This window comes from Enterobacter sp. BNK-22, assembly GCF_048684805.1.
GTDB classification, from domain to species: Bacteria; Pseudomonadota; Gammaproteobacteria; order Enterobacterales; family Enterobacteriaceae; genus Enterobacter; species Enterobacter quasiroggenkampii.
This window is the reverse complement of the sequence record NZ_JBLQTT010000001.1, coordinates 2,790,342-2,809,709: the sequence shown is the minus strand read 5'-3', so window position 1 is coordinate 2,809,709 and position 19,368 is coordinate 2,790,342. Positions and strand designations below refer to the sequence as shown.

Sequence of the window (19,368 nt, the reverse complement as noted above, 5' to 3'; positions counted from 1 at the left end):
TTGCGCTCCGGTTACTGATGCGTCACAACGATAAGACGCAGGGCATCCAGACGCCAGCTAGCCTGGTTGAGGCTTTCCAGCACCTGCTGACGGTTGCTTTCAATCGCCGCCAGCTCGTCGTCACGGATGTTAGGGTTCACGGCCTTCAGCGCTTCCAGACGCGACAGCTCCGCAGACAGTTTCTCGTCGGCTTCCGCGCGTGCGGCATCGATCAGCGCTCTGGCCGCTTTCTCAATCTGGGTTTCGCCCTGCTGCAGAATAGCGTGCACGTCCTGCTGGACCGCGTTAACCAGCTTGCTGCCGGTATGGCGGTTCACCGCGCTCAGCTGGCGGTTGAAGCTTTCGAACTCGACCTGTCCGGCCAGGTTCGTGCCGTTTTTATCCAGCAGCAGACGGACCGGCGTCGGCGGCAGGAAACGGGTGAGCTGCAGCTGCTTCGGCGCCTGCGCTTCCACAACGTAAATCAGCTCCAGTAGCAGCGTCCCCACCGGCAGCGCCTTGTTTTTCAGCAGGGAGATCGTGCTGCTGCCGGTATCGCCGGAGAGGATCAGATCCAGCCCGTTGCGGATCAGCGGGTGTTCCCAGGTGATGAACTGGGCATCTTCACGGGACAGCGCCACGTCACGCTCGAAGGTGATCGTACAGCCATCTTCCGGCAGGCCCGGGAAATCCGGTACCAGCATGTGATCGGACGGGGTCAGGACTATCAGGTTCTCACCACGATCGTCCTGGTTGATACCGACGATATCGAACAGGTTCATCGAGAAGCTAATCAGGCTGGTGTCGTCATCCTGCTCTTCGATGCTCTCAGCCAGCGCCTGCGCTTTCTCGCCACCGTTGGAATGGATCTCCAGCAGGCGATCGCGACCCTGTTCCAGCTGGGCTTTCAGCGCGTCGTGCTTCTCACGGCAGGCCTTAATCAGATCGTCAAAGCCGTCGGTGTTTTCCGGCGCGGCCAGGTAGCCGATCAGATCGCTATGCACCTGATCGTAAATGGTGCGGCCCGTCGGGCAGGTATGTTCAAACGCATCCAGACCTTCGTGGAACCAGCGCACCAGCACGGACTGGGCCGTTTTTTCCAGATACGGCACGTGGATCTGAATATCATGGGCCTGACCGATACGGTCCAGACGGCCGATACGCTGCTCGAGCAGATCCGGGTTGAACGGCAGATCGAACATCACCAGGTTGCTGGCGAACTGGAAGTTACGGCCTTCGGAGCCGATTTCCGAGCACAGCAGAACCTGCGCGCCGCTGTCCTCTTCGCCAAACCACGCCGCGGCACGGTCGCGTTCAACGATGGACATGCCTTCGTGGAACACGGCGGCGCGAATACCTTCACGCTCGCGCAGGACCTGCTCCAGCTGCAGCGCGGTAGCCGCCTTGGCGCAGATCACCAGCACTTTCTGGGAGCGGTGTGCAGTCAGGTAGCCCATCAGCCACTCCACGCGCGGATCGAAGTTCCACCAGGTGCCGGTATCGCCTTCGAACTCCTGGTAGATTTGCTCCGGATAAAGCATGTCGCGGGCGCGCTCTTCCTGCGTTTTGCGCGCGCCCATAATGCCGGAGACTTTAATCGCCGTCTGATACTGCGTCGGCAGCGGCAGTTTAATGGTGTGCAGTTCGCGTTTCGGGAACCCTTTCACGCCGTTACGGGTGTTACGGAACAGCACGCGGCTGGTGCCGTGGCGATCCATCAGCATGTCGATCAGCTCTTTGCGCGCGGATTCCGCGTTGTCGCTCTCGCTGTTCGCAGCCTGCAAAAGTGGCTCGATATCCTGCTCGCCGATCAGATCGCTCAGGGTGTTGAGTTCGTCATTAGAAAGACGCTTGCCCGCCAGCAGCAGGGCGACGGCATCCGCCACCGGACGGTAGTTATTCTGTTCTTCCACAAACTGCTCAAAATCGTGGAAACGGTTGGGATCAAGCAGGCGCAGACGGGCGAAGTGGCTTTCGAGACCCAGCTGTTCCGGCGTTGCGGTCAGCAGCAGGACGCCAGGCACGCGTTCGGCAAGCTGCTCGATAGCCATATATTCGCGGCTCGGCGCATCTTCGCTCCAGACCAGGTGGTGCGCTTCGTCGACCACCATCAGGTCCCATTCGGCATCGCACAGATGCTCAAGACGCTGCTTGCTGCGGCGCACGAAGTCCAGGGAGCAAATCACCAGCTGTTCGGTTTCAAACGGGTTGTCCGCATCGTGCTGCGCTTCGGCGTAGCGTTCGTCGTCGAACAGAGAGAAACGCAGGTTGAAGCGGCGCAGCATCTCAACCAGCCACTGGTGCTGCAGGGTTTCTGGCACCACGATCAGCACGCGCTCGGCGGCGCCGGAAAGCAGCTGTTGATGCAGGATCATACCCGCTTCAATGGTTTTACCCAGGCCCACTTCATCTGCCAGCAGCACGCGTGGCGCGTGGCGACGGCCCACGTCATGGGCGATGTTCAGCTGGTGGGGGATCAGGCTGGTGCGCTGGCCGCGCAGGCCGCTCCACGGCATGCGGTACTGTTCACTCTGGAACTTACGCGCGCGATAGCGCAGCGAGAAGCGATCCATACGGTCGATTTGCCCGGCAAACAGGCGGTCCTGCGGCTTGCTGAACACCAGCTTGCTGTCGAGCAGCACTTCGCGCAGGATGACATTGGCCTCGTCGGTGTCCAGGCGAGTGCCGATGTAGGCGAGCAGTCCATTCTCTTCTTTTACGTCTTCAATCTTGAGCTGCCAGCCGTCATGGCTGGTCACGGTGTCACCCGGATTAAACATCACGCGGGTTACAGGGGAGTCATTGCGAGCGTACAGGCGGTTTTCACCAGTGGCAGGGAAGAGGAGGGTAACCATGCGCGCATCAACGGCAACGACGGTTCCTAATCCAAGTTCGCTTTCTGTATCGCTGATCCAGCGTTGACCAAGTGTAAAAGGCATAGTTGTTCGGCTCTAATCTTTAATTGCAGGCAATAGTTCGACCACCGTCAAAAAAGACGGTCATCGAAAAATGGGTCCGGGAATGGAAAGGGCGCTATGGTACTGGATGGCAGCCATTTCGTCACGTGTCAAAATAGGCCAAGTTGCCCTGTAACCAGTGTAGCAAAGTCGTCGTCGATGAAGGGCAAAATTCCGTCGGCAACCGGCTGAAGCTGACGCGTCAGATAGTGTTCGTAATCCAGAGGCGAATGCTGATAATCCACCGGTTCCGGACCGTTTATCGTCCAGACGTATTTGATGGTGCCCCGGTTCTGATACTGCGGCGCGCGGCCGCGCCGGACGTTTTCGTCGTCCGCAAGGCGCGCGGCGCGCACGTGCGGAGGAACGTTGCGCTGGTACTCCGCGAGCGGGCGGCGCAGGCGTTTGCGATACACCAGCTGCGCGTCAAGCTCGCCCGCCATCAGGCTGGCTATCGTCTCGCGCACGTAGTCCTGATACGGTTCATTGCGAAACACCCGCAGATAGAGCGTTTGCTGGAACTGCTGCGCCAGCGGCGTCCAGTCGGTACGTACCGTCTCGAGCCCTTTAAACACCATCCGCTGCGCGTCGCCGTCCTGAATCAGCCCGGCGTAGCGCTTCTTGCTGCCCTGATCGGTACCGCGAATGGTGGGCATTAAAAAGCGGGCGAAATGGGTTTCAAATTCCAGCTCCAGCGCGCTGGTTAACCGCGCTTTCTGCAGATGTTCCTGCCACCAGTCGTTCACGAAGGCGACCAGCGCTTTGCCGATTTGCGCGGCGTCTTCTTCTGAATGCGCGCCCTTAAGCCACACAAAGGTGGAGTCGGTGTCACCATAGATGACGTCATAGCCCCGGGACTCAATCAGCGCTTTGGTCTGACGCATGATCTCGTGCCCGCGCATGGTGATCGACGATGCCAGACGCGGGTCGAAGAAGCGGCAGGCGCTGGTACCCAGCACGCCGTAGAAGGCGTTCATGATGATTTTCAGCGCCTGTGATAGCGGTTTGTTGCCGTGGCGCTTGGCCTCATCGCGGCCGTGCCAGATGTTTCCCACGATGTCGGGCAGGCAGTGTTTTTCCCGCGAGAAGCGTGCGCCGAGGAAGCCTTCGGTGCTGTGTTCATCATCCGGCTGGGCCAGGCCCTCAACCAGCCCGACGGGATCGATCAGGAAGGTGCGGATTATCGACGGGTAGAGGCTTTTGTAGTCCAGCACCAGAACGGAATCATACAATCCTGGCCGGGAATCCATGACGTAGCCGCCGGGGCTGGCCTGCGGCGGCACCTCCCCGAGGTTAGGGGCGACATATCCTGCCCGGTGCATTCGGGGAAAGTAGAGATGGCTAAAGGCGGCAACCGATCCACCATGCCTGTCGACCGCAAGGCCGTTCACCGTCGCGCGCTCCAGCAGGAAGGGCATAATTTCGGTTTTGTGGAAAATCTGCGTGACCAGCTCGCAATCTTTCAGGTTATAGGTGGCGAGCGCGGGCTTGTCTTCGTTAAAGCGCCGGTCGATCTCGTCCATTCTGTCCCAGGGGTTGTCGATGGATTTGCCTTCGCCAAGCAGCTCCTGCGCCACCGCTTCGAGAGAGAAGGAAGAGAAGTTCCAGAAGGCGGACTTGAGCGCCTCGATGCCGTCGATAATCAGGCGACCGTTCGCCTGGGCGAAGAAAACGCCGTTCTTAAAACCGTGCTCGCGCCATTCCAGCTCGCTGTTGCCGCGCCCGAGCATCAGCGGGATGCGGTAACGCTCGGCGTGTTTTTGCAGCACGCGCAGGTCGAACTGCACCACGTTCCAGCCGATCAGAACGTCGGGATCGTAGTCGGCAAACCACTGGTTAAGCTTCTCCAGCAGCTGCGGGCGGCTGTTGACGTACTCAAGCCGGAAATCCAGCGCAGAGGCATCACCATTTGGCGGCCCGAGCATATAGACAACCCGATCGCCGCAGCCTTCTAGTCCTATGCAGTACAGTTCGCCGTGGCGGGTGGTTTCGATATCCAGGGAGACCCACTTCAGCGGAGGGCGGTAGTGCGGGTTCGGCTTCAGCCGCGCGTTAACGAGACTGCCGTTGTGCGCGGTGCCGTCGACCCAGACGGGCGCGGTAATAAACCGCTCCATCAGAAAGCGCTCCGGTGGGCGGATGTCGGCTTCGTAGAGCGTCACGCCCGCTTCGCGGAGCAGTTTTTCATAGCGCATCAGCTGACGATGGGCGCGACAGTAAAGGCCATAAACCGGTTGACGGTGGAAATCTTTCAGCTCAAGCGGGGTAATGCGCCAGCCGTTTTCACCGCGCAGCAGCTGTTTCACTTTTTCGACGTGCGCTTCTGGAATAAACGCCACGGATTCCTGCGGCGGCAGCGTCACCTGCAGCGGGCCGTTGTCCGTTGCCAGCCAGAATTCAACCTCGGTGCCCTGAGGCGTATCCCGCCAGTGTCGGGTCAGTAAAAAGCCTTCTTGCGCCTGCGCCACGCCGTTATCCCAGAAAACAAAACCAGGCCTGATTATAGCCTGGTTGAGGTAGGTTTGCTGGGGTTTTATACAGTGCCTGTTTCGCCGGATGGCGCTGCGCTTATCCGGCCTGCAGGTTCCGTAGGCCCGATAAGCGCAGCGCCACCGGGCAAGGGGTTACTGCCCGTAGTAGGCCTTCGCACCGTGCTTGCGCAGGTAATGTTTATCCAGCAGGGTTTGCTGCATATCCGGCAGCTGCGGCGCCAGCTGGCGACAGAAGATCCCCATATAGGCGATCTCTTCGAGCACGATGGCATTATGCACCGCGTCCTCCGCGTTTTTCCCCCAGGCAAACGGACCGTGGGAGTGCACCAGCACGCCGGGCATTTGCGCCGCGTCGATTCCCTGTTTTTCAAAGGTCTCGACGATCACGTTACCGGTTTCCCACTCGTACTCGCCGTTGATCTCCGCATCGGTCATCAAACGCGTGCAGGGAATGGTGCCGTAAAAGTAGTCCGCGTGGGTGGTGCCGGTCGCCGGGATGGACTGACCCGCCTGCGCCCAGATGGTGGCATGGCGCGAATGGGTATGCACGATACCGCCGATGGTCGGGAAAGATCGATAGAGCAGGCGGTGAGTGGGCGTATCGGATGACGGCTTTTTGTTGCCTTCCACCACTTCACCTGTTTCGATGCTGACAACGACCATATCGTCCGCCGTCATCACCGCGTAATCGACGCCGGAAGGCTTGATCACGAACACGCCTTTATCGCGGTCAACGGCGCTCACGTTGCCCCAGGTCAGGGTGACCAGATTATGTTTCGGCAGCGCCAGGTTGGCTTCAAGTACCTGCCGTTTGAGCTCTTCTAACATTGTTGTCTCCAGTGCCGGATGGCGCTTCGCTTATCCGGCCTACAGGATCGTAGGCCCTGTAAACGCGGCGCCACCGGGCATTCCGTGCTTTAGCGTTTTGAACCGTAATAGACTTCGTTCCAGCGCAGCGCGTCCTTGAAGGCGGGCAGGCGGGTATCGTTATCGATGACGGTCAGTTCGATATCGTGCAGCTCGGCGAACTGACGCATGTCGTTCAGATCCAGCGCGTGGCTGAAGACGGTATGGTGCGCGCCACCGGCCAGGATCCAGGCTTCTGACGCGGTTGGCAGATCCGGCTGTGCTTTCCACAGGGCGTTGGCGACCGGCAGTTTCGGCAGAGAATGTGGCGTTTCAACCGCATCGACGCAGTTCACCAGCAAGCGGAAACGATCGCCCAGATCGATCAGGCTGGCGTTGATGGCCGGGCCCGTGCGGGTGTTGAAGATCAGACGCGCCGGATCGGCTTTACCGCCGATGCCGAGGTACTGCACGTCGAGGATCGGTTTTTCCTCTACCGCGATGGAAGGACACACTTCCAGCATGTGCGAGCCGAGCACCAGGTCATTGCCGTTCTCGAAGTGGTAGGTGTAGTCCTCCATAAAGGAGGTGCCGCCCTGCAGACCGGTCGACATCACCTTCATGATGCGAAGCAGAGCGGCAGTTTTCCAGTCGCCTTCGCCGGCAAAGCCGTAGCCCTGCTGCATCAGACGTTGTACTGCCAGACCCGGCAGCTGTTTCAGACCGTGGAGATCTTCAAAAGTGGTGGTAAAGGCGTGGAAACCGCCCTGCTGCAGGAAGCGCTTCATGCCCAGTTCGATGCGCGCCGCATCCAGCACGTTCTGACGCTTGTCGCCGTTGATCTGTGCCGCAGGCGTCAGGCGGTAACTGCTTTCGTACTCATCCACCAGCGCGCTTACGTCGCCATCGCTGATGTCATTCACCACCTGCACCAGGTCGCCCACGGCCCAGGTATTCACGGAAAAGCCGAACTTGATCTGCGCGGCCACTTTGTCACCGTCGGTGACCGCCACTTCACGCATGTTGTCGCCGAAACGCACCACTTTCAGGTGGCGGGTATCCTGCTTCGAAACCGCCTGGCGCATCCAGGATCCGATACGCTGTTGCGCCTTACCATCCTGCCAGTGGCCGGTGACCACCGCGTGCTGCTGACGCATACGCGCGCCGATGAAGCCGAACTCGCGGCCGCCGTGTGCGGTCTGGTTCAGGTTCATAAAGTCCATGTCGATGCTGTCCCACGGCAGGGAGGCATTGAACTGGGTATGGAACTGCAGCAGCGGTTTGTTGAGGATAGACAGGCCGTTGATCCACATTTTTGCCGGTGAGAAGGTGTGCAGCCACACCACCAGACCGGCGCATTTATCGTCGTAGTTCGCGTCGCGGCAGATATGGGTAATCTCATCCGGCGTTGTGCCCAGCGGTTTCAGCACCAGCTTGCACGGCAGTTTGGCTTCCGCGTTCAGCGCGTTAACGACGTGTTCCGCGTGTTTCGTTACCTGCTGCAGCGCTTCCGGTCCGTACAGATGCTGGCTGCCAATCACAAACCACACTTCATAGTTATTAAAAATGGTCATCATCGTGTCCTTAATGGGTCAGGGTTGCCGTAGTGTCCGCGGTGCTTTTGGCCGGGGCGGCGACAGGGAGATAGTGAAGTTCGGCGCTTTTTGCCCACTGCTGGTAGCGCTGATAAAGCTGTTCAAAGCGTTGTGCCTGCTGAGCACGCGGCTGAAGGGTGTTTTCGACGGCGCTCGCCATGTGCTGCTGCGCGGTGGGGATATCCGCATGGACACCCGCGGCGACGGCGGCGAAAATCGCCGCGCCCAGCGCGCAGCACTGATCGGACGCCACAATCTGCAGCGGACGGTTCAGCACGTCGCAGCAGGCCTGCATGATCACCGGGTTTTTACGGGCGATGCCGCCCAGTGCCATCACGTTATTCACGTCGATGCCCTGCTCGGTGAAGCACTCCATAATGGCGCGGGCACCGAAGGCCGTTGCGGCAATCAGGCCGCCGAACAGCGCAGGCGCGTCGGTCGCGAGGTTGAGATCGGTAATCACCCCTTTCAGGCGCTGGTTGGCAAACGGTGTGCGACGACCGTTAAACCAGTCCAGCACCACCGGGAGGTGATCGAGAGACGGATTTTTGGCCCAGGCGTCGGTGAGCTGCGGCAGAAGCTGCTTTTTGCTCTCAGCGATCTGGGTTTTCAGTTCAGGATGCGCCGCCGCCAGCCTATCCAACGGCCAGCCCAGCACGCGGCCAAACCAGGCGTAGATATCGCCAAACGCGGACTGACCGGCCTCCAGACCGATGAAGTCCGGCACCACGCTGCCGTCAACCTGGCCGCAGATGCCTTTTACCGCGCGGTCGCCGACGGTGGCTTTATCCGCCGTCAGGATGTCGCAGGTGGAGGTACCGATAACTTTGACCAGCGTGTTTGGCTGTGCGCCCGCGCCCACGGCGCCCATATGGCAGTCAAACGCGCCGCCGGAGATCGCCACGTTTTGCGGCAGGCCGAGGCGCGTCGCCCACTCCTCACAGAGGGTGCCGACGGGAATATCGGCGGTAAAGGTGTCGGTAAACAGCGGGTATGTCAGGCTCTTGTTGATGATCGGGTCGAGTTCATCGAAGAAGGCTGCCGGAGGCAGGCCGCCCCAGCTTTCATGCCACAGGGATTTATGCCCGGCGCTGCAGCGACCGCGGCGGATATCCTGTGGACGCGTGGTGCCGGAGAGCAGAGCAGGCACCCAGTCGCACAACTCAACCCATGACGCTGCAGCCTGCGCAACGGTTGCGTCGGCACGGGTGACGTGCAGGATCTTGGCCCAGAACCATTCGCTGGAGTAAATCCCGCCGATGTAGCGCGAGTAGTCCGTTTTGCCCGGCTGATGGCACAGGCGGGTGATGGCTTCGGCCTCTTCCACGGCGGTATGGTCTTTCCACAGCACGAACATGGCGTTCGGGTTGTCGGCAAACTCAGGACGCAGCGCCAGCACGCGGCCATCGGCATCCACAGGGGCAGGCGTGGAGCCGGTACTGTCGACGCCAATCCCAACAATATCCGCCCGCTGGGCGTCGGTCAGTTCGACCAGAACGGTTTTAATGGCCGCTTCCATCGACTCAATGTAGTCACGCGGGTGATGCCGAAACTGGTTGTTCGGCGCATCGCAGTAGCGCCCCTCTTGCCAGCGCGGGTACCACTCAACGCTGGTTGCTATCTCCTGGCCGGACGTACAGTCCACTGCCAGCGCGCGAACCGAATCGCTGCCAAAATCGAGGCCAATCGCAATTGCCATGGTGTTGCTCCATCGAAAAAAGAGGTATGGAAGAACATTAGAGACTGGGGACAAAAGTCGTCAGGCAGGATCCGCTAATCTTATGGACTAAATTGCTGTTACAACGGAAAGTGTGACGCCGTGCAAATATTCAATGTGGACATTTCTGCCGCACTTATAGACACTTTTGTTACTGCTTATCTGCCTGCTCAGGTGGAGAAATCAGGGGGAAAGGCTGAAACATGGCGGGCGTAAAAGCGGCGTGATGCTTTTTGGATCTTTTCGCGGGCCATTTTTAAGCTGCTTTTAATGATATGGACAATTGGTTTCCTTGAGGACCCTTGGGAGAACTGAATCTATGGCCGAAACGCAAAACGATCCTCTGCTGCCGGGATACTCGTTTAACGCGCACCTTGTGGCGGGACTGACTCCTATCGAGGCTGAAGGATATCTCGACTTTTACGTCGACCGACCGCTTGGGATGAAAGGATATATCCTCAACCTGACCGTGCGAGGGGAAGGGATCATCAAAAACGGCGACCAGCAGTTTGTCTGCCGCCCGGGGGATATCCTGCTGTTCCCGCCGGGGGAGATCCACCACTACGGCCGTCATCCGGATGCCAAAGAGTGGTATCACCAGTGGGTCTATTTCCGTCCGCGGGCCTACTGGCAGGAGTGGCTTTCCTGGCCGGCGATTTTTGCGCACACCGGTTTTTATCGCCCGGATGAGGTGCATCTGGCGCAGTTTCGCGAACTTTTTGCGCAGATTATCGAGGCGGGACAGGCCGGTGGGCGCTACGCTGAACTGCTGGCGATTAACCTGCTTGAGCAACTGCTACTGCGACGGATGGAGGCGATTAACGCGTCGCTTAACCCGCCACTGGATAACCGCGTGCGCGACGCCTGCCAGTACATCAGCGACCACCTGGCCGATAGCCAGTTTGATATCGCCAGCGTTGCCCAGCACGTCTGCCTGTCGCCGTCGCGTCTGTCGCATCTGTTCCGCCAGCAGCTGGGCGTCAGCGTGTTGAGCTGGCGTGAGGATCAGCGGATCAGCCAGGCGAAGCTGCTGCTCAGCACCACCCGGATGCCCATCGCCACCGTGGGGCGCAATGTGGGCTTTGAGGATCAGCTCTATTTCTCCCGCGTATTTAAAAAATGCACCGGTGCCAGCCCCAGTGAATTCCGCGCAGGATGTGAATAAACGGTAAAAAAAGATAAACAAACAGGTGAATGCGGGAAGCAACCTGTAAACTATTCAGACAATTGTTGCCTTGACGCGGTGCGGGGCGCTAAGCAGAATCGCTGATTCGTTTTCTGACCGGAATAGTTATGCAGGCATTGCTGGAACACTTTATTACCCAGTCCGTTATGTACTCGCTCATCGCCGTGGCGCTGGTGGCGTTTCTGGAGTCGCTGGCGCTCGTCGGGTTAATCCTGCCCGGCACCGTGATGATGGCGGGGCTTGGGGCGCTTATCGGCAGCGGTGAGGTCAATTTCTGGCAGGCGTGGCTGGCGGGAATTATCGGCTGCCTGCTCGGCGACTGGATCTCCTTCTGGCTGGGCTGGCGCTTTAAGAAGCCGCTGCACCGCTGGTCGTTCATGAAAAAGAACAAAGCCTTGCTGGATAAGACCGAGCATGCGCTGCACCAGCACAGCATGTTTACCATCCTCGTCGGCCGCTTCGTTGGGCCAACGCGTCCGCTGGTGCCGATGGTGGCCGGGATGCTGGATCTGCCCGTTGCGAAATTCGTGGTGCCAAACATTATCGGCTGCGTCTTCTGGCCGCCGTTCTACTTCCTGCCGGGGATCCTTGCAGGGGCCGCCATCGATATTCCTGACGGTATGCAAAGCGGTGAGTTTAAGTGGCTGCTGCTGGGCACGGCGCTGCTGCTGTGGCTGGCGGCATGGCTCTGCTGGCGACTGTGGCGCAGCGCGAAGGCAAATATCGATCGCCTGACACGCTACCTCCCGCGTACTCGCCTGCTCTGGCTGGCCCCGCTGACGCTGGGTGTGGCGGTGGTGGCGCTGGTGGCGCTGATTCGTCACCCGCTGATGCCGGTGTACGGTGAGATTCTGTTGAAGGTGGTGAGCCGTTAAGCGCCGGGCGGCACTGCGTTTGCCCGGCCTACGGTTTTATACCCAATAATCCAGAAGCGCTTTCTTTTCCGCTCATTAATGCTTCTGTTGCTCCATCCCACAAAATGCGTCCCTCCGCGATCACCACCGATCGCGGGGCAATCCGTGCGGCATCCTCGATGCTGTGCGACACCATCAGCATCGTCAGCTGCTGACGCTGACAGACCTCCTGCACCAGGGCCAGCATCTCCTGACGCAGCGCGGGATCGAGCGCCGAGAACGGCTCATCCAGCAGCAGTATCGGCTGCTCGCGCACCAGACAACGTGCCAGCGCCACGCGCTGACGCTGCCCACCGGAAAGCTCGCCCGGCAGCCTGTCGATAAACCCGGCGATCCCCATCTGCGCGGCAATGACCTCCAGCTTATGGCGCTGATCATCGTTCAGCCTGAGTCCCGGGTGCATTCCCAGCGCGATGTTTTGCCGCACCGTCAGGTGGGTGAACAGGTTGTTTTCCTGAAACAGCATTGAGACAGGACGTTTAGCCGGAGGGGCGTTGGTGAAATCACGATTATCGATGGCTATCGACCCGCTGGCAGGTTGCAGAAAACCGGCGATCAAATTGAGCAAGGTGCTTTTCCCGGCACCGCTTGGGCCAAGCACGGCGATCATCTCTCCCTGGCGCACGGAGAGCGTGAAGCGCATCGGCAGATGCTGATAAAGCCAGGTTACATCAGTCAGTTTTAACATCACGCCCCGGAAGTTTTTCGATAACGGTAAATAAGGCAAAGCACAGCAGCAGCAGTAACAGCGCGGTGACCGCGCCGTCCTGACTGCGGTAAGAGCCGATTTGCTGATAGAGCCAGTATGGCAGCGTGCGGAAATCGTCATTGCCGAACAGCGCCACGACCCCAAAGTCTCCAATAGAGAGCACGCAGGCAAACGCCAGCGCCTGAGCAAGCGGACGTTTTAGCGCGCGCAGTTCAACCACCTTCAGCCGCTGCCAGCCCTGCATGCCCAACGACTGGCACAACAAACTGTAGCGGCTGTTGACGTCGCGCATCGGGTTTTCCAGCACCTTGAGCGCGTAAGGGATGGCCATTAAGGCGTTGGTAAAGATCACAATGCCGTCTGCCCTTTCCGGCAGGCCGAGGGTGCTGTTGAACAGTAAAAAGAAGCCCGTTGCCAGCACGATCCCCGGCATCGCCAGAATCAGCATGCCCGTCAGCTCCAGCATTTGTCCGGCTTTTTGCGCCTGGCGGGCGTAAAGCTCACGGCTGCTCCACAACAGCATCATGGTCAGGATGACGCACAGTAATCCGGCAGCCAGCGCGATACGCAGCGAGGTCCAGGTGGCCTGCCAGAGGAGGGGCTGTTGCAGGACGGACATGAGATTGAGGTTCAGTCCGTCAACGATAACGGCTAGCAGCGGCGGCAACAGCAGCAGAAGCGCCAGCCCGATCAGGATAACATCACTGACGCGGCTGTGCAGGCTGTCCTGCGGATCGCGCCAGCCGGTTATTTGATGACTGCCAGCGGGAATGGCTTTACTCAGCCGCTGGCTCAACAGCACCAGTGCAAGGCAGCACGCCATCTGGACTATCGCCAACAGTGCGGCGCGACCGGGATCGTAGTCGTAACTCAGCGCCTGGTAAATCGCCAGCTCAATGGTGGTGGCCTGCGGCCCGCCGCCAAGTGACAGCACGGTGGCAAAGCTGGCAAAGCAGAGCATGAAGATTAATGCTGCCACGGGCGGGAGCTGGCGGCGCAGCCACGGCCATTCGACAAAGCGGAAGAACGACGCGCCGCGCATGCCGAGCTGGGCGGCAATCTGGCGCTGTTCGCCTGGAATATTCTCCAGCGCCTGCAAAAAGAGGCGCGTTGCCATCGGCATATTGAAAAAGACGTGTGCCAGCAGGATGCCCTGCAGTCCGTAAGGCGAGAATGACCATTCCAGACCAAGCTGGCCGAACAGCGAAGCCAGCCACCCCTGGCGACCGTAAACGCTCAGAATGCCAAATACCGCCACCAGCACGGGCAGGATCAGCGTCATGGCGCACAGGCGCAGCAGAGCCTGCCTGCCGGGGAAACGCCGCCGATACAGCGCGCGTGCAAGAAAAATAGCCGGGAGCACCGACATCAGGGCAGAAAGAGACGCCTGCCAGAAAGAGAACCGAATGACGTGCCAGAGGTAGCTGTCGCGCCAGAGAGCGAGCAGGTCGCTCTCTGGCGCGTTAAACCACAGCGCAAGAAAAGCTCCCAGACTGACTGCCACCATTACGACGGCGGCGAGCAGTCCGGGAAGCAACCAGCCGGGAATTAGCGGCTGACGGCGCGTTGCCATTCACTTACCCATGCGGCACGCTGCGCGGCGACCTGCTGCGGCGTAAACTCCAGCGAGGTTTTCGGTTTGGTCAACTGTTCAAAACCTGCAGGCAGCGCAACGCTGGTGACCGGATACATCCAGTTGCCTGCGGGAATGGCATTCTGGAATGCCGGCGAAACCATAAACTTCAGGAACTTCTCGGCCAGCTCAGGCTGCTTGCTGGCAGCGGTACGCGCGGCCACTTCCACCTGCAGATAGTGCCCTTCCGCAAAATCTGCGGCAGCATAGTTATCTTTCTTCTCGGCGATAATGTGGTAAGCCGGGGAGGTGGTGTAGCTCAGCACCAGGTCGCTTTCGCCTTTCAGGAACAGGCCATAGGCTTCGCTCCAGCCTTTGGTCACGGTCACGGTTTTGGCAGCCAGCTTCTGCCACGCTTCCGGCGCCTTATCGCCGTAGACTTTCTGCATCCACAGCAGCAGACCCAGGCCCGGCGTGCTGGTCCGCGGATCTTCATAAATCACGCGCCACTTCTGGTCGCTTTCCACCAGCTCTTTCAGGCTCTTCGGCGGGTTTTTCAGCTTGTTTTTGTCGTAAACAAAAGCAAAGTATCCGTAGTCGAACGGCACAAAGGTGTCGTTCTTCCAGCCGCCAGGCACGTTAACGGCCTCTGCTGCGACGCCGCTTTTGGCAAACAGTTTGGTCTGCGAGGCGGCTTCCAGCAGGTTGTTATCCAGACCGAGCACTACGTCAGCCTTGCTGTTTTTCCCTTCCATGCGCAGACGGTTGAGCAGTGAAACGCCATCTTCCAGCGCCACGAACTTCAGCTCGCAGTTGCAGTCAGCTTCAAAAGCTTTTTTGACAACCGGGCCAGGGCCCCAGTCGGCAGAGAAAGAGTCGTAGGTGTAGACCGTCAGGACGGGTTTAGCTAAAGCGGGCAGCGCGAACAGCGCCAGCAGGGGGAGAACTTTTTTTAACACTTTGCACCTCAGGGTTGAGTGGCAAAGGATTTTGAGCGACAGCCTCAAATCCCTTCGCCGGCGTTATCCGGATCAGGTTCGACGGGTATTATCTCAGCGCACATCTGTGATGCAGCACCCCGTTGAGAACGGCGCTATTGTAATGATTTGGTGAATATTACGAAAGCGTTATGGCTCCGGGGGCGCAAACCAGGCGGATTTGAAATCAAACCAGCCCAGGGTGTTCATCCGCAGGCCGCGCATGCTGCGCTGGCCCTGAATCATCAGCCAGTGGTGGATTAACGGGACGATGGCCTGCTCGGCCAGCAGCTGCTGGCACCACACGGCTAGATTCATCTCGCCCGCACGCCACAGGGCGGCATCCTGCTGCCAGTCACGGTCGATGCAGTGCTGGATCAGCGGGACTTCATACAAATGCGAGAAAAGGGAAAAATCGAGCGGCAGGGTAAAGTTGGCGCTGTTGAGCCAGATATCGCTGGCGATCTCCCCCTGATGCCATTCGTCATAGTCCACTTCCCTGATGTCCAGCCTGACTCCCTCCGCTGCCAGCAGGCGGGTCATGATCCTCGCGATAAAACGATGCTCAACATGCTCGCGGTAGTAGGTCAGGGTGATGGACTCCAGCCCTGCGGGTTTGTCGCGGTGCGACGGGCGGGCGTGGTGCCAGCGCGGAAGCAGGCCGTACGCCGGGAACCAGTATGTCTGGTACTGCGCTTCCGCATGGTAGATCAGATTGGAAGGGGACAACACGTGGCTAATCCACTTCCGGACGTCCTGGTTTGCCCCGCGGTGGGTGCGGCGGTCAAAGAGGAGATAGTAGCATCCCTCCTCCAGGCGGCTCTCCACGGCCTTTTCTCCCGTGGTGGGGCCTTCCAGCGTCAGCCCGCAGCTCAGGTCTTCATTGAGATCCGGCAATACCCACACGTTCACTTCGTCGATCAGCGCCCGATAGCCAAAGTAGTCATCGAACGCGCGGATTTTCAGCTGATTGCTGTTATTGCGGGACACGGCGTAGGGGCCGGTGCCAATTGGCAGGCTGGCAAAATTGTTCATCGATTCCCACTCGCCGGGCAAAATCATCGACGGTACATAGCCCAGCAGCCAGGGAAGCCACTTGTCCTGCTGCGACAGTTCAATATCCAGCGTCCAGGCCGTGGGGGAGTGGATGCGCGAAATATGCGAGTAGAGCGGCAGCCTGCGGGCGCGTTCCAGAGAGGCGATGACGTCGTGCATCTCCAGCTCGCGACCGTGGTGAAAGTGGATGCCAGGGCGTAAGAAAAAGCGCCAGTGGCGCGGGGAAAGCTGCTGCCAGTGGTGCGCGATATCCGCCTCCAGTTCCCCGTTTTCCTCATTTATTCGCGTCAGGCCGCTGAAGATTTGCCGGGCCATATGGGTTTCTGAGCGCCGTAACGCCGTGCCGGGCAACAGATTTTTCATTGGCCGATAGTAGAGCACCCGCAGAATGTGTCGGCCCTGACGAAAACTGCGTCCGAGATGGGAAACCAGCATCTGGCGCACGGCGGCTTTGTCGCCCACCAACTGGACCAGCTGATCGATGCGGTCCTGCTCGAGCAGGTCTTCTGCACGCTGCTGCTGCAATGCCAGCCCGGTGTAGAGAAAGGTCAGTCGCGAGCGTTTCCCGCGTCCCGCTTCCGCTTCCCAGCTTAACCAGCCCTGCTGCTGCATGGTGTTGAGCAACGTGCGCATATGACGGCGGGAACAGCTAAGCAGGTCAGCCAGCTCGTTGAGCGTCGTTTCCTGCGATTGCCCCTCGCAGCACTGCCAGAGGCGGATAAATTGTTGCTGCAGACGACCGGAAGGCATAAAAGGGGAACTCCTGACAAAAAACCAGCAATTTATTAATCCCTATATTAGGCCAATAATGCTTCCCGATGAAGCGAGGAGGTAAATGATGAAGAGGTCTACCGCACGCCAGTTTTATCAGCAGTACTTTTCAGCGACAAAAGGATCGTCCTGGCTGGCCCGCCAGTGTGCCGAGCAACGGCTGAAAATGTTAGAAGAACTGATGCAGTGGGACGTTACGAAACCGGCCTCTTCTCGCTGACTCGCCTCGATCATGTGTGACTGAGTATTGGTGCTTATCACCCGCCAGCAAAAATGTTTTTGCTGGCTTTTTTCGTTTATTCTTTCACCCAATTTCGATTCGCTTTCACAAGGACTTGCGCATGCTGTGGTTGATGACGATGGGGCGACGCCTGAACGGCGTGTATGCCGCTTTTATGCTGGTGGCCTTTATGATGGGCGTGGCGGGGGCGCTGCAGGCGCCGACGCTGAGCCTGTTTCTCAGCCGCGAGGTGGGGGCGCAGCCGTTTTGGGTGGGGCTGTTTTATACCGTCAACGCGATTGCCGGGATCCTGGTCAGCCTCGCGCTGGCGAAACGATCGGACAGCCAGGGCGATCGCCGCAGGCTGATCCTCTTTTGCTGCGCCATGGCCGTGGGTAACGCGCTGCTCTTTGCTTTTAACCGTCATTACCTGACGCTCATTACCTGCGGCGTGCTGCTCGCCTCTCTTGCGAACACTGCCATGCCGCAACTGTTCGCCCTGGCGCGGGAATATGCGGATAGCTCGGCGAGGGAAGTGGTGATGTTCAGCTCGGTGATGCGTGCCCAGCTCTCGCTGGCGTGGGTCATTGGTCCGCCGCTGGCCTTCATGCTGGCGTTGAACTACGGCTTTACCACCATGTTCACCATCGCGGCCGGGATTTTTGTCATCAGCCTGGCGCTGATAGCCTTTGCGCTGCCGTCCGTGGCGCGCGTCGAACAGACAGCGGATAAACCGCTCACCCAGGTGAGCGGCTGGCAGGACAAAAACGTCCGTATGCTGTTTATTGCCTCCACGCTGATGTGGACCTGCAATACCATGTACATCATCGACATGCCGCTGTGGATCAGCAGCGATCTGGGCTTACCGGACAAGCTTGCGGGGATCTTAATGGGGACCGCTGCCGGGCTGGAAATTCCGGCAATGATTCTGGCGGGATATTACGTAAAGCGTTTCGGTAAACGCAAAATGATGGTGGTTGCGGTTGCTGCCGGGGTGTTGTTTTATCTTGGGCTGATCTTATTCCACTCGCGCGAAGCGCTGCTGGCGCTGCAGCTGTTTAATGCCGTGTTCATTGGGATCGTCGCCGGAATCGGCATGCTCTGGTTTCAGGATCTGATGCCCGGACGCGCGGGATCGGCCACGACGCTCTTTACGAACAGTATTTCAACCGGGGTGATTCTGGCCGGTGTGATCCAGGGCGCGCTGGCGCAAAGCTATGGTCATACGTCGGTTTACTGGATGATTGCGGCGCTATCCGTTGTGACGCTCCTGCTGACCTGCCGGGTAAAAGACGTCTGATTCTGGAAGACGGCTTCACAAAATGGAACGACATTCTGACAGAGATCACGAAGGGGAATAGAGTGCGTGGCGGGTGCTTGAGGCTGTTTGCCTCAGGCTTTCGCAAGAGGCAAACAGTGGAGAGTCCCACATCAAAAGATTGATGGGGAGACCAACTTCACAACCAACATTGCGAGGTTAGTCTCTTCATTGCCGAAAAGCAATAAGGAGGCTGGAATGCCAAAACGTACTCTGCTGTTAGGTTTATTTCTGATCTGTACGACGTTGTTGATCTTCACCTGGATGGTCCGTGATTCGTTGTGTGAATTGCATTTCAGACAGGAGAAAACAGAAATGGCGGCAGTGTTGGCTTACGAAGCAAAACGTTAGCGGTATGGGCGGGGAAGTTTCCCCGCCTCTCCAGAGTGGTTGAGCCTCAACGCACCCTTATCAATGGCCCGCATTTCGCGGGCCATTGCCTTTAGCCCATAAACGCAGGCTGTTTTTTCTCGTACGCTGAGATGGCGTCTTCGTGCTGCAGCGTCAAACCAATGCTGTCCAGACCGTTCAGCATGCAGTGACGGCGGAACGCATCAATGCTGAAGCTGTAGGTCTTATCCCCGGCTTTCACCACTTCCGCTTCCAGATCCACTTCAAACGACATGCCCGGATTGGCCTTAACCAGCGCAAACAATTCATCGACCTGCTCATCGCTCAGCGTCACCGGCAGCAGCTGGTTGTTGAAGCTGTTGCCGTAGAAGATATCCGCGAAGCTGGGAGCAATAACCACCTTAAAGCCGTAGTCGGTCAACGCCCAGGGCGCATGCTCACGCGACGAGCCGCAGCCAAAGTTTTCCCGCGCCAGCAAAATGGAGGCACCTTTGTATTCCGGGAAGTTCAGAACGAACTCCGGATTAGGCACTTCGCCTTTGTCGTCCAGGAAACGCCAGTCGTTGAACAGGTGCGCGCCAAAGCCGGTACGCGTCACCTTCTGCAAAAACTGCTTAGGAATAATGGCGTCAGTATCGACGTTCGCGGCGTCCAGGGGGACAACCCGGCCTGTATGTTGGGTAAATTTCTCTGCCATGATTGTCTCC

Annotated in this window: 15 protein-coding genes and 1 riboswitch; of the genes, 5 read left to right on the top strand and 10 right to left on the bottom strand. The window is 58.8% G+C overall.

The features are described 5' to 3' along the window. Positions 1-11: 11 nt before the first annotated feature. From rapA to araB, 5 genes are all read right to left on the bottom strand, one after another. Positions 12-2,918, bottom strand: coding sequence for an RNA polymerase-associated protein RapA (rapA, locus tag ACMGGE_RS13265; protein ID WP_420293849.1), 2,907 nt, complete (start codon positions 2,916-2,918; stop codon positions 12-14). A 128-nt stretch (positions 2,919-3,046) separates the two neighbouring features. Further along, entirely contained in the window at positions 3,047-5,404 is a 2,358-nt protein-coding gene (gene polB / locus ACMGGE_RS13260; protein ID WP_248222939.1) for a DNA polymerase II, read from the bottom strand. A 156-nt stretch (positions 5,405-5,560) separates the two neighbouring features. Further along, positions 5,561-6,256 (bottom strand): L-ribulose-5-phosphate 4-epimerase, encoded by a 696-nt coding sequence (gene araD / locus ACMGGE_RS13255; protein WP_008502011.1) that lies wholly within the window; start codon positions 6,254-6,256, stop codon positions 5,561-5,563. Positions 6,257-6,345: 89 nt separating this feature from the next. Continuing rightward, positions 6,346-7,848 (bottom strand): L-arabinose isomerase, encoded by a 1,503-nt coding sequence (araA, locus tag ACMGGE_RS13250; protein ID WP_196347010.1) that lies wholly within the window; start codon positions 7,846-7,848, stop codon positions 6,346-6,348. A gap of 10 nt (positions 7,849-7,858) precedes the next feature. Further along, complete coding sequence (araB, locus tag ACMGGE_RS13245; RefSeq protein ID WP_277718372.1) at positions 7,859-9,568, bottom strand: ribulokinase; 1,710 nt, start codon at positions 9,566-9,568, stop codon at positions 7,859-7,861. A 337-nt stretch (positions 9,569-9,905) separates the two neighbouring features. Between araB and araC the strand changes: the two genes are divergently transcribed. Both araC and ACMGGE_RS13235 read left to right on the top strand, forming a co-directional pair. Beyond that, positions 9,906-10,751 (top strand): arabinose operon transcriptional regulator AraC, encoded by an 846-nt coding sequence (gene araC / locus ACMGGE_RS13240; protein ID WP_023293301.1) that lies wholly within the window; start codon positions 9,906-9,908, stop codon positions 10,749-10,751. A gap of 128 nt (positions 10,752-10,879) precedes the next feature. Beyond that, a complete protein-coding gene (locus ACMGGE_RS13235) occupies positions 10,880-11,647 on the top strand; it encodes a DedA family protein (RefSeq protein WP_045907783.1) in 768 nt (255 codons plus the stop codon). Between the two features lie 28 nt (positions 11,648-11,675). Here the strand turns inward: ACMGGE_RS13235 and thiQ are convergent, their stop codons facing one another. From thiQ to sgrR, 4 genes are all read right to left on the bottom strand, one after another. Continuing rightward, entirely contained in the window at positions 11,676-12,374 is a 699-nt protein-coding gene (gene thiQ, locus ACMGGE_RS13230) for a thiamine ABC transporter ATP-binding protein ThiQ (RefSeq protein ID WP_126534270.1), read from the bottom strand. After that, positions 12,358-13,968: a thiamine/thiamine pyrophosphate ABC transporter permease ThiP gene (gene thiP, locus ACMGGE_RS13225; protein WP_420293848.1), complete on the bottom strand. Its 1,611-nt coding sequence runs from the start codon at positions 13,966-13,968 to the stop codon at positions 12,358-12,360. The genes thiQ and thiP overlap by 17 nt, the downstream gene beginning before the upstream one ends. Then, a complete protein-coding gene (gene thiB, locus ACMGGE_RS13220) occupies positions 13,944-14,927 on the bottom strand; it encodes a thiamine ABC transporter substrate binding subunit (protein ID WP_023345430.1) in 984 nt (327 codons plus the stop codon). The genes thiP and thiB overlap by 25 nt, the downstream gene beginning before the upstream one ends. Before the next feature lie 31 nt (positions 14,928-14,958). Further along, positions 14,959-15,059, bottom strand: a riboswitch (TPP riboswitch). A 36-nt stretch (positions 15,060-15,095) separates the two neighbouring features. Continuing rightward, positions 15,096-16,751, bottom strand: a complete 1,656-nt coding sequence (sgrR, locus tag ACMGGE_RS13215) for an HTH-type transcriptional regulator SgrR (RefSeq protein ID WP_420293847.1) — start codon at positions 16,749-16,751, stop codon at positions 15,096-15,098. A gap of 88 nt (positions 16,752-16,839) precedes the next feature. Here sgrR and sgrT point away from each other — a divergent pair, with 88 nt between their 5' ends. The 3 genes from sgrT (at position 16,840) to ACMGGE_RS13200 (ending at position 18,661) form a co-directional block, all read left to right on the top strand. After that, positions 16,840-16,992, top strand: a complete 153-nt coding sequence (gene sgrT, locus ACMGGE_RS13210; RefSeq protein ID WP_045907787.1) for a glucose uptake inhibitor SgrT — start codon at positions 16,840-16,842, stop codon at positions 16,990-16,992. Between the two features lie 121 nt (positions 16,993-17,113). Next, entirely contained in the window at positions 17,114-18,292 is a 1,179-nt protein-coding gene (locus ACMGGE_RS13205) for a sugar efflux transporter (RefSeq protein WP_420293846.1), read from the top strand. A 216-nt stretch (positions 18,293-18,508) separates the two neighbouring features. Continuing rightward, positions 18,509-18,661, top strand: coding sequence for a Hok/Gef family protein (locus ACMGGE_RS13200; RefSeq protein ID WP_045907789.1), 153 nt, complete (start codon positions 18,509-18,511; stop codon positions 18,659-18,661). A 91-nt stretch (positions 18,662-18,752) separates the two neighbouring features. Here ACMGGE_RS13200 and leuD read toward each other — a convergent pair whose 3' ends face one another. Beyond that, complete coding sequence (gene leuD / locus ACMGGE_RS13195; RefSeq protein WP_023616037.1) at positions 18,753-19,358, bottom strand: 3-isopropylmalate dehydratase small subunit; 606 nt, start codon at positions 19,356-19,358, stop codon at positions 18,753-18,755. Positions 19,359-19,368: the final 10 nt, after the last annotated feature.

What these genes read in the sequence shown, in the direction of transcription:
- ACMGGE_RS13200 (WP_045907789.1), top strand. Translation starts at nt 18,509, where the DNA reads ATGCCAAAACGTACTCTGCTGTTAGGTTTATTTCTGATCTGTACGACG.
- araC (WP_023293301.1), top strand. Translation starts at nt 9,906, where the DNA reads ATGGCCGAAACGCAAAACGATCCTCTGCTGCCGGGATACTCGTTTAAC.
- araD (WP_008502011.1), bottom strand. Translation starts at nt 6,256, where the DNA reads ATGTTAGAAGAGCTCAAACGGCAGGTACTTGAAGCCAACCTGGCGCTG.
- sgrT (WP_045907787.1), top strand. Translation starts at nt 16,840, where the DNA reads ATGAAGAGGTCTACCGCACGCCAGTTTTATCAGCAGTACTTTTCAGCG.
- leuD (WP_023616037.1), bottom strand. Translation starts at nt 19,358, where the DNA reads ATGGCAGAGAAATTTACCCAACATACAGGCCGGGTTGTCCCCCTGGAC.
- ACMGGE_RS13235 (WP_045907783.1), top strand. Translation starts at nt 10,880, where the DNA reads ATGCAGGCATTGCTGGAACACTTTATTACCCAGTCCGTTATGTACTCG.
- ACMGGE_RS13205 (WP_420293846.1), top strand. Translation starts at nt 17,114, where the DNA reads ATGCTGTGGTTGATGACGATGGGGCGACGCCTGAACGGCGTGTATGCC.
- thiP (WP_420293848.1), bottom strand. Translation starts at nt 13,968, where the DNA reads ATGGCAACGCGCCGTCAGCCGCTAATTCCCGGCTGGTTGCTTCCCGGA.
- thiQ (WP_126534270.1), bottom strand. Translation starts at nt 12,374, where the DNA reads ATGTTAAAACTGACTGATGTAACCTGGCTTTATCAGCATCTGCCGATG.
- araA (WP_196347010.1), bottom strand. Translation starts at nt 7,848, where the DNA reads ATGACCATTTTTAATAACTATGAAGTGTGGTTTGTGATTGGCAGCCAG.
- araB (WP_277718372.1), bottom strand. Translation starts at nt 9,568, where the DNA reads ATGGCAATTGCGATTGGCCTCGATTTTGGCAGCGATTCGGTTCGCGCG.
- sgrR (WP_420293847.1), bottom strand. Translation starts at nt 16,751, where the DNA reads ATGCCTTCCGGTCGTCTGCAGCAACAATTTATCCGCCTCTGGCAGTGC.
- rapA (WP_420293849.1), bottom strand. Translation starts at nt 2,918, where the DNA reads ATGCCTTTTACACTTGGTCAACGCTGGATCAGCGATACAGAAAGCGAA.